The organism is Brevundimonas sp. (genome assembly GCF_016463485.1).
Classification (GTDB): Bacteria; Pseudomonadota; Alphaproteobacteria; order Caulobacterales; family Caulobacteraceae; genus Brevundimonas.
Genome location: NZ_JAEMRD010000146.1, coordinates 1 through 8,020, shown reverse-complemented (window position 1 = coordinate 8,020; position 8,020 = coordinate 1). Strand labels below are relative to the sequence as shown.

Sequence of the window (8,020 nt, the reverse complement as noted above, 5' to 3'; positions counted from 1 at the left end):
GTCTGACCCGACCATGTAGGCATTCAGCACCATGCCATTGTCGCCGAAGATGTCGCCCGCCTGGATCGTGCCGTTGACGCCGATAACGGTCTGGGGTCCGGACGTATGATTGGCGAAGATCAGGCTGCCGCCGGTGTTAGTTCGCACGATGCTGAGCCGGTTGCTGACCACGGGTACCGCACCCTCGATGACCAGGCGGTCTATCCCCGTCTGGAAGTCGGCGATGGAGTCGATGGCCGTTCCGATGGAATCGCCCGCCGCGAGGACGAAGGTGTCTGCGCCTGAGCCGCCCGTAAGCTGATCCAGCCCCTGGCCGCCGCGCAGGGTGTCGTCACCAGCACCGCCGTCGATGGTGTCGGCCAGACCCGATCCGATCAGCACATCCGACCCGTCCGAACCGACCATATTGGCGCGCAGCACCAGTCCGTCCGCGCCGAAAACATCACCCGCCTGGATCGTGCCGTTGACGCCGATCACCGTCTGGGGCCCCGAGGCGTAGTCTGCGAAAAGCAAGGTGGCGAAGTTGCCAACACGAACCAGGGTAAGCCCGGTGACCGTCCCCTCCAGCACGATCCGGTCCGAGCCGGTCTGGAAGTCCGCGATGGAATCGATGGCCGTCCCCGTCGAATCCCCCGCCGCGAAAGCGAAGGTATCCGCCCCCGTTCCACCCCTCAGCGTGTCCAATCCGCCGCCGCCGATCAGCGTATCATCGCCGCCTTGCCCGCTAAGGCTATCGTTCGCCAAGCCGCCGACGAGCCGCTCCCCGACGCGGGAACCGCTGATTGTGATCGAAACGTTCGTGCGATCGGCGAGCAGAAAGTCCGAAAGCTGGACCGGACCCGCCGCTGAACCGTAGGCGGTGATATAGACGGACTCCGAGGCGCCGTGCGCACTGATCAGACAGAAATTATTATCGTAGACCTGCACGTTGATCCGCGTCGGCGCAGTCGCGGTCACGTTGATCGTATCGATGCCCGAATCGAAATCTTCGAACTTGTAAGATCCCGCCTGAAGAATGAACTGATCAACGCCGGCACCGCCTCTCATGATATCCCCTGAGCTCCCGATCAGGACATCATCACCCGCACCGCCATTCAATATATCGGCGCCCGCGCTGCCGATCAGGATGTCGGCTCCATCGGAGCCGAGCATATAGACCCTTACCGGCGCCTGTCCGCCGACGACATCGGTGCCCTGGATCGTGCCGGTGACGCCGATGACGGTCTGGGGTCCAGAGGTGTGATTGGCAAAGACCAGTGTACCGCCATCGCCCGTCCGCGCCAGGGTCACGGACACCCCGAGGTCATTGACGGCTGGGCGAAGATCTTCCAGCACCAACCTATCGGTCCCGGTCTGGAAATCGAGGATCGCATCCGTGGCCCCGGCGATCGAGTCGCCGACGGCAAACACAAAACCGTCCCCACCCGTACCGCCGGTCAGCCGATCCACGCCGCGCCCACCCCGAAGGGTGTCAGTACCATCCAGCCCAAGCAGAACGTCATCGCCCTCCCCGCCGGTCAGAACGTCGTCGCCTGCGGTTCCGGTGAAGGTCGGCATGGTGGAAATCCTTGTTTCAGAACAGCCTAGCCGCTTGTCCGTGACGGTTTCAACTCACGATAGGGGGATCGCCGGTACGCCCGCGCGACGCGGCGCCCTTGCGTCGGGTCGAGACCGGCTATCGTCCCGCGAGACCCCGCTGAACTTTCCAACTTCGGCCGCCCAATCCCTTGCGCCACAAGGGATTGGGCGATTCTCGAGGCCTTCGAACTGGCGCCCCTCCCGGCCGTGGTAGACTGCGGCCTCGCCCCGGTCTTTGACAATCAGCCCCTCCGCTCCGGACGGCACAGGAGTCCGGACTCTTCGGACTCTTCGGACTCTTCGGACTCTTCGGACGCTGTTTTTCGAGTCCGGACAGTCCGCAAGCGTCAAGCTTGCCTTACATATTCAGACTGTTCAGACCTTTCAGACCCGCTTTTCCGCCACCTGGTCCGTCGAACACCGGCAGACTCGCCGGCCGAACCGCTCCCCTCCACCTTGACCCGCCCGGATTTCCGCCTCTTCTGAACCCCCGCTTGCCCGAAGACGTTACCGGCACTAGGTTCCGCCGCTTCCAGCGTGGCCTCCCCGCCCGCCTCATCGGACGCCCCATGGCCACCCACTATCTCGAGTTTGAAAAGCCGATCGCCGAGCTCGAGGAGAAGATCGAGGAGCTGGGTCTGCTCAGCTCGACCTCGGGCTCGTTCGAGACCGAGATCGCGGGCCTGAAGAAGAAGGCCGATCAGCTTCGTCGCAAGACCTACGCCGACCTTGACCCATGGATGAAGACCCAGGTCGCCCGCCACCCCGAACGGCCCCACTTCATCGACTACCTCGACCAGCTGTTCACCGACTATGTCGAGCTTCGCGGCGACCGCCAGTTCGGCGACGACCAGGCCATCCTGGGCGGCCTCGCCCGCTTCCGGGGCCAGGCCGTGGTCGTCATGGGCCATGAAAAGGGCCACGACACCGCCACCCGCCTCACCCACAATTTCGGCATGGCGCGACCCGAGGGCTATCGCAAGGCGGTGCGCCTGATGGACCTGGCCGACCGGTTCGGCCTGCCGGTGCTCAGCTTCGTCGACACCGCCGGCGCCTATCCGGGCCTGGGGGCCGAGGAGCGCGGCCAGGCCGAGGCCATCGCCCGCTCGACCGAGCGCGGCCTGACGCTGGGCGTGCCCTTCATCACCACGGTGACCGGCGAAGGCGGCTCCGGCGGTGCCATTGCGCTCGCCGCCGCCAACAAGGTGCTGATGCTGGAGCACTCCATCTATTCGGTGATCTCGCCCGAGGGGGCCGCCGGCATCCTGTGGCGCGACGGGGCCCGCGCCCGCGACGCCGCCATGGCCATGAAGATCACCGGCCCGGACCTGCTGGGCCTCAAGATCGTCGATCGCCTGATCCCCGAACCCGTCGGCGGCGCCCACGCCGACCCGACCGCCGCCGTCGATGCCGTCGGCGACGCCATCTCCGAGGAACTGGCCGCGCTCAGCCCCCTGGACGCCGCCGCCCTGCGCAAGCAGCGGTCGGATCGGTTCTACGCCATCGGTCGTCTGGGCTAGGCGTTAACCGCTTCTCCATCGCGGTCTGACAGCGTTCCGGAATCTTCAGTACCGGCGTCGTCCATGAGCTTTTCCGAGAACCTGCGCGAAAGCGCGGTCTTCAACTTCACCGACGCCGTCACCATGGTCGTCGACGATTCGCCCTTCAGCATGGAGCTGACCGTCGCGGCCCTGCGCGGCTTTGGCGTGCAGGCGCGCTATACCTGCTCCACCGCCGCTGCGGCGATGGAGGTCCTCAAGCAGCACACGGTCGACCTGGTGTTCGTCGATACCGAGATGCAGGGCATGGACGGCCAGGATCTGGTGCGCTGGGTGCGGAACTCGAACCTGGAGCCCAACGCCTTCGTCCCGATCATCATGACCGCCGGCCACGTCCGCAAGACCAAGGTCGGCGACGTGCGGGACTGCGGGGCCAACTTCCTGATCACCAAGCCCTTCAGCCCCGCCAGCCTGTTGCAACGGCTTATCTGGGTGGCCCGCGACGCCCGCCCCTTCCTGCAGGTCGGCGACTATCGGGGCCCCGACCGCCGCTTGAAGGACGCCACGCCCCGCGACGAGAACGAGCGGCGCGGCGACATGCGCAAGCTGGCCGCATTCAACAGACAACAGGCGGCCGAGGCCGCGGAGAGCGCCTCATGAGCGTCGTCCTGACCATCGCCCGCACCTCGCGCCTGTCGAGCATGATCAATGCGCCCGGCGGCATCAGCGTCGGCGTCGCCCTGACCCAGGCGCGGGACAATGTTCAGGCCTTGCAGGCCCGGGGCATGGAGATCGTCGCCGACCGGGTGGCGGCCCTGATGGCCCTGGTCCCGCCTGAGCCGGACAGCCCGGAGGCGCTGGGTCGTCGGGCCAAGGCCTATGAACTGGCCAGCGCGGTCATCGACGCCGCCCACCCGTTCCAGCGGGACGACCTGTGTACCGCCGCCTCCAGCCTGTGCGACCTGGTCGACGCCGCCCCCGAGGACAAACCGTTCGACTGGCGCATCGTCACCGTCCACGCCCAGGCCATGCAGCTGATCCTCGCCCTGCCGCCCGAGGCCGGCGATACCCGACGCCAGATCCTGGACAGCCTGGCCCAGGTGCTCGCGCACAAGATCCCGGGCGCGTCGGCCGACTGACCTATTCGACGGCGGGAACCGGATTGCGGGCACCCCGCGTCTGCTTCTTCCACAGCGAGGCGTACTCCCCCCCGACCCGAGCCACCAGTTCGTGGTGGGCCCCGCGCTCGACGATCCGCCCGGCCTTGAGGACCAGGATCTGATCGGCGTCGGCGATGGTCGACAGACGGTGGGCGACGACCAGGGTCGTGCGGCCCGCCTGGGCCCGACGCAGGGTCTTCTGGATCGCCGCCTCGGTACGGCTGTCGAGCGCGCTGGTCGCCTCGTCCAGGATCAGGACGCAGGGGTCGGCCAGCAGGGCCCGGGCGATGCCCACCCGTTGACGCTCGCCACCCGACAGCTTCAGGCCCCGCTCACCCACGCGGGTCTCCATCCCGTCCGGCAGGGCGCGGATGAAGGCCGCCAGCTCCGCCGCTTCCGCCGCCGCCCAGATCGCCGCATCGTCGGCCTCGGGACGGGCGAAGGCGATGTTGGTGCGGATGGTGTCGTTGAACAGGGCCACGTCCTGGGGCACCAGCGACACCGCCCGGCGCAGCGAAGCCTGGGTCACGTCGCGCATGTCCTGACCGTCGATCAGCACTCGTCCGCCCTGGGGATCCAGCAGGCGCAACGCCAGCTTGACCATGGTGGACTTGCCGGCACCGGACGGTCCGACCAGGGCCGTCGTCGTGCCCGGCGCAGCGACGAAGCTGACGTCCTCCAGCCCGTTGGCCCGGGCATCGTGCTGGAACGACACCTGCTCGAACACCACCGAAGCCCCTCGCGTGTCGCGCGGCGGCGGCAGGTCCGGGGCACCGTGGGCGTCGGCGACCTGGGGGCTCTGGCGGGTGATCTTGAGCATCTCCTCCATGTCGATCAGCGACTGTCGGATCTCGCGATAGGCGAAGCCCAGGATGTTCAGCGGCGCATAGAGGGAGATCATGATCAGCACGGCCGCCGTCACGTCGCCCGGACCCATCCGCCCGGCCGCCGCCTCGAACCCGGCCATGACCGCCATGACGCCCAGGCCCACGTTCATGATCAGGCCCTGGACCCCGTTCAGCAGGGCCAGGGACGTATTGGCCTTCAGCGAGGCCTGATTGTAGACGCCCAGCGCCCGGTCATAGTTGGCGGCGGCGCGGGTCTCGGCCCCGAATGACTTGACCGTCTCGTAGTTGAGCAGGGCATCGACAGCGAGCCCGGCCGCCTCGGTGTCGGCCGCGTTCATCGTGCGCCGGTGCTCGATCCGCCAGTTGGAGATGCCGAAGGTCAGGCCCGTGTAGATCACCACCACGACCACAGCCACGGCCGCGAAGCGCCAGTCGTACTTGCCCCCCAGCACAGCCGCCGCCATCACCAGCTCCAACACGGTGGGGATCAGGTTGAAGGCCAGGATGCGCAGCAGGAAGTCCACCGCCCGCGAGCCCCGGTCGACGGTGCGCGACAGGGATCCCGACCGCTTGGTCTGATGGAAGTCCAGCGACAGGTTCAGGGCGTGGGCAAAGGTCTCGGCCGCCGTTCGCCGCTGGGCCGCCGCCCGGACGGGTGCGAAGACCACGTCCGAGATCTGGGGTGCCGCCGAGGACAGAAAGCGGACCAAAGCCCAGCCCACAGCGAACCCGGCGAAGCCCAGGCCGATGGCGACCTCGGTCGGCTGATCGCGGGCGAGATGGTTGACGGCGGCGCCCAGCACCAGGGGAGCCACGACGCCGAGTGCCTTGCCGCCAAGGGTCAGCAGGATCGACAGGACCAGCCGCAGGCGCAACTGCGGTGCCTCGGACCGACCGACCAGCCGCACCAGATCAGTCAGGGCCGCGAGGGTATTGGGATCCTCGACCTTGTCGGTCGGAGGCTTGCCGATCATGGCCTTGGTATCGGGGTCCCGGCTTCTGCCCCCGCGTTCGACGCCTCTCATGGTCATGGGGAGCCATATGGGCTGTGTCGCCGCCCGGCGAAAGCGGTCAGTTGAGACCCGCGATCGCCTCCAGCAGTTCGTCCACCGCCTCTCCCCGGGTGGCCCAGGAGCAGACGAAGCGGACCGAGCCGTCGTCGAAGCGGTAGCAGGCCCAGCCGAGGGCGTTGAGGCGGGCGTGGGCGGCCTCGGGCATGCGGACGAAGACGGCGTTGGCCTCGACCGGGTGGGCCAGAACGAAGGGGGACCGGGTGGCGATGCCTTCGGCCAGACGCAGGGCCATCAGGTTGGCGTGGGCTGCCCCGCCCTCCCAGTCGCCGCTCTCGAGCAGGCCGAGGAAGGGCGCCGCGAGGAAGCGGGCCTTGGAGGCGGTCTGGCCGGCCTGTTTCAGGCGGTTGTCGAGGCGTCGAGCCAGGCTCTTGTCGAACAGGACGATGGCCTCGGCACAGTTGGCCCCGGCCTTGGCCCCGCCGAAGACCAGGACGTCGACGCCCAACCGTGCGATCCGGGTCAGGTCGAAGCCCGCGGCTGCGGCGTTGGCCAGGCGGGCGCCGTCCAGGTGGACGCCATAGCCGCGGGCCTTCACCGGCTCGATCAGGTGGCGCAACTCCTCTTCGGAATAGACGGTGCCGTATTCGGTGGACTGGGTCAGCGACAGGGCGGCGGCGGGCTGGCGATGGCCGACCTCGGGCTCTTCGAGAGCGGCCAGCAACGCCGTCTCGTCAATCCGCCCGGACAGGCCCGGCAGGCCGATCAGGCCCAGCCCCTGACCGAAGAAGCCGGGCGCGCCGGTCTCGTCGGTGCAGACGTGGGCGGCGTGGTGGGCCAGCACCGCCTCGAACGGAAAGGCCAGCATCGACAGGGCGATGGCATTGGCGGCCGTACCGCTGAACACGAACCGGACCTCGGCGTCGGCGTCCAGGCGGGCGCGGATCTGGTCGGCGGCGCGTGCGGTGATGTCGTCGGCGCCATAGGCCCGGGCGAACCCCGCGTTAGCGGCGATGACCCCTTCGAGGGCGGCGGGGGCCATGCCGGCGGTATTGTCGGAACCGAAATCGTAACGCATGGGGTCAGCTTTCGCTCGGGTCTTCACGGTGGTCGGCGGAGGTCTCGTCAGCCGGGCCGGTGCGCGGTCGCACCGCCCCCTCGTGATAGGTCGACACCTCTCGCTCGGGGCCATAGGGGACGGCGACCTGGTGCGGGAAGGGGATCTCGATTCCGGCCGCGTCCAGCGCCTCCTTGGCCGCCTGGAAGACGTCGGCGCGGGCCTGCCAGTAGTCGCCGGAAAGGGTCCAGGCCTGGAGCGTCACCTCGACCCCGCTGTCGAGCAGGTCCGTCACGCCGGCCCACGGCGAAGGGTCCTTCAGCACGTGTTCGATGCCGGCGGCCGCCGCGACCAGCACGTCGCGGGCCTGGCTGAGGTTGGCCCCGTAGCCCACGCTGATCTTCAGCTCCATGCGACGGGTCTTCTGGCCCGACAGGTTCAGGATGGTGTCGTCGAAGGCCAGTTTGTTGGGCACGACGATCTTGACGTTGTTGGCATCGACCATCTGGGTCGTGAACATGTCCAGCCGGGTGACCTTGCCGATATTGCCGTTGATATTGATCAGGTCGCCGACGCGGTAGGGCCGCAGGATCAGCAGCATCATGCCCGCCGCCACGTTCGACAGAGTTCCCTGCAAGGCCAGGCCGACGGCCAGGGAGGCGGCGCCCAACACGGCGATGATCGAGGTCGTCTGGACCCCCAGCCGTTGCAGCACGGCGATGAAGCCGATCAACAGGACGACGACGCGGACCACCTGCACGGCGAAGCTGAGCACCGTCGGGTCGTGGCGGAAGCCGCGCACCCGGCTCAGACCCTTGCGCGTCGCCGACGAGGCCCAGCGCGCGGCGAAGACGGTGGCGACCAGGAT

Annotated in this window: 7 protein-coding genes; 3 read left to right on the top strand and 4 right to left on the bottom strand. The window is 68.0% G+C overall.

Annotation, left to right across the window (positions count from 1 at the left end; all coding sequences use genetic code 11):
* Positions 1-1,557 (bottom strand): M10 family metallopeptidase C-terminal domain-containing protein (locus JHC99_RS15815; RefSeq protein ID WP_366927843.1); only part of this gene is annotated, 1,557 nt, incomplete at its 3' end.
* Between the two features lie 590 nt (positions 1,558-2,147).
* Here JHC99_RS15815 and JHC99_RS15810 point away from each other — a divergent pair.
* From JHC99_RS15810 to JHC99_RS15800, 3 genes are all read left to right on the top strand, one after another.
* Positions 2,148-3,098 carry an acetyl-CoA carboxylase carboxyltransferase subunit alpha gene (locus JHC99_RS15810; RefSeq protein WP_292155459.1) on the top strand — a complete coding sequence of 317 codons (951 nt, stop codon included), beginning with the start codon at positions 2,148-2,150 and terminating at the stop codon, positions 3,096-3,098.
* A 63-nt stretch (positions 3,099-3,161) separates the two neighbouring features.
* Positions 3,162-3,737, top strand: a complete 576-nt coding sequence (locus JHC99_RS15805; protein WP_292155456.1) for a response regulator — start codon at positions 3,162-3,164, stop codon at positions 3,735-3,737.
* On the top strand, positions 3,734-4,216 hold the full coding sequence (locus JHC99_RS15800; protein ID WP_292155455.1) for a chemotaxis protein CheE: 483 nt from the start codon (positions 3,734-3,736) through the stop codon (positions 4,214-4,216). Before JHC99_RS15805 ends, JHC99_RS15800 begins: the two co-directional genes overlap by 4 nt.
* Before the next feature lies 1 nt (position 4,217).
* Here the strand turns inward: JHC99_RS15800 and JHC99_RS15795 are convergent, their stop codons facing one another.
* From JHC99_RS15795 to JHC99_RS15785, 3 genes are all read right to left on the bottom strand, one after another.
* On the bottom strand, positions 4,218-6,059 hold the full coding sequence (locus tag JHC99_RS15795) for an ABC transporter ATP-binding protein/permease (RefSeq protein ID WP_292155453.1): 1,842 nt from the start codon (positions 6,057-6,059) through the stop codon (positions 4,218-4,220).
* 97 nt (positions 6,060-6,156) lie between these two features.
* Positions 6,157-7,173 (bottom strand): low specificity L-threonine aldolase, encoded by a 1,017-nt coding sequence (locus tag JHC99_RS15790; RefSeq protein WP_292155450.1) that lies wholly within the window; start codon positions 7,171-7,173, stop codon positions 6,157-6,159.
* A 4-nt stretch (positions 7,174-7,177) separates the two neighbouring features.
* A partial coding sequence (locus JHC99_RS15785) for a mechanosensitive ion channel family protein (RefSeq protein WP_292155448.1) occupies positions 7,178-8,020 on the bottom strand: 843 nt, incomplete at its 5' end.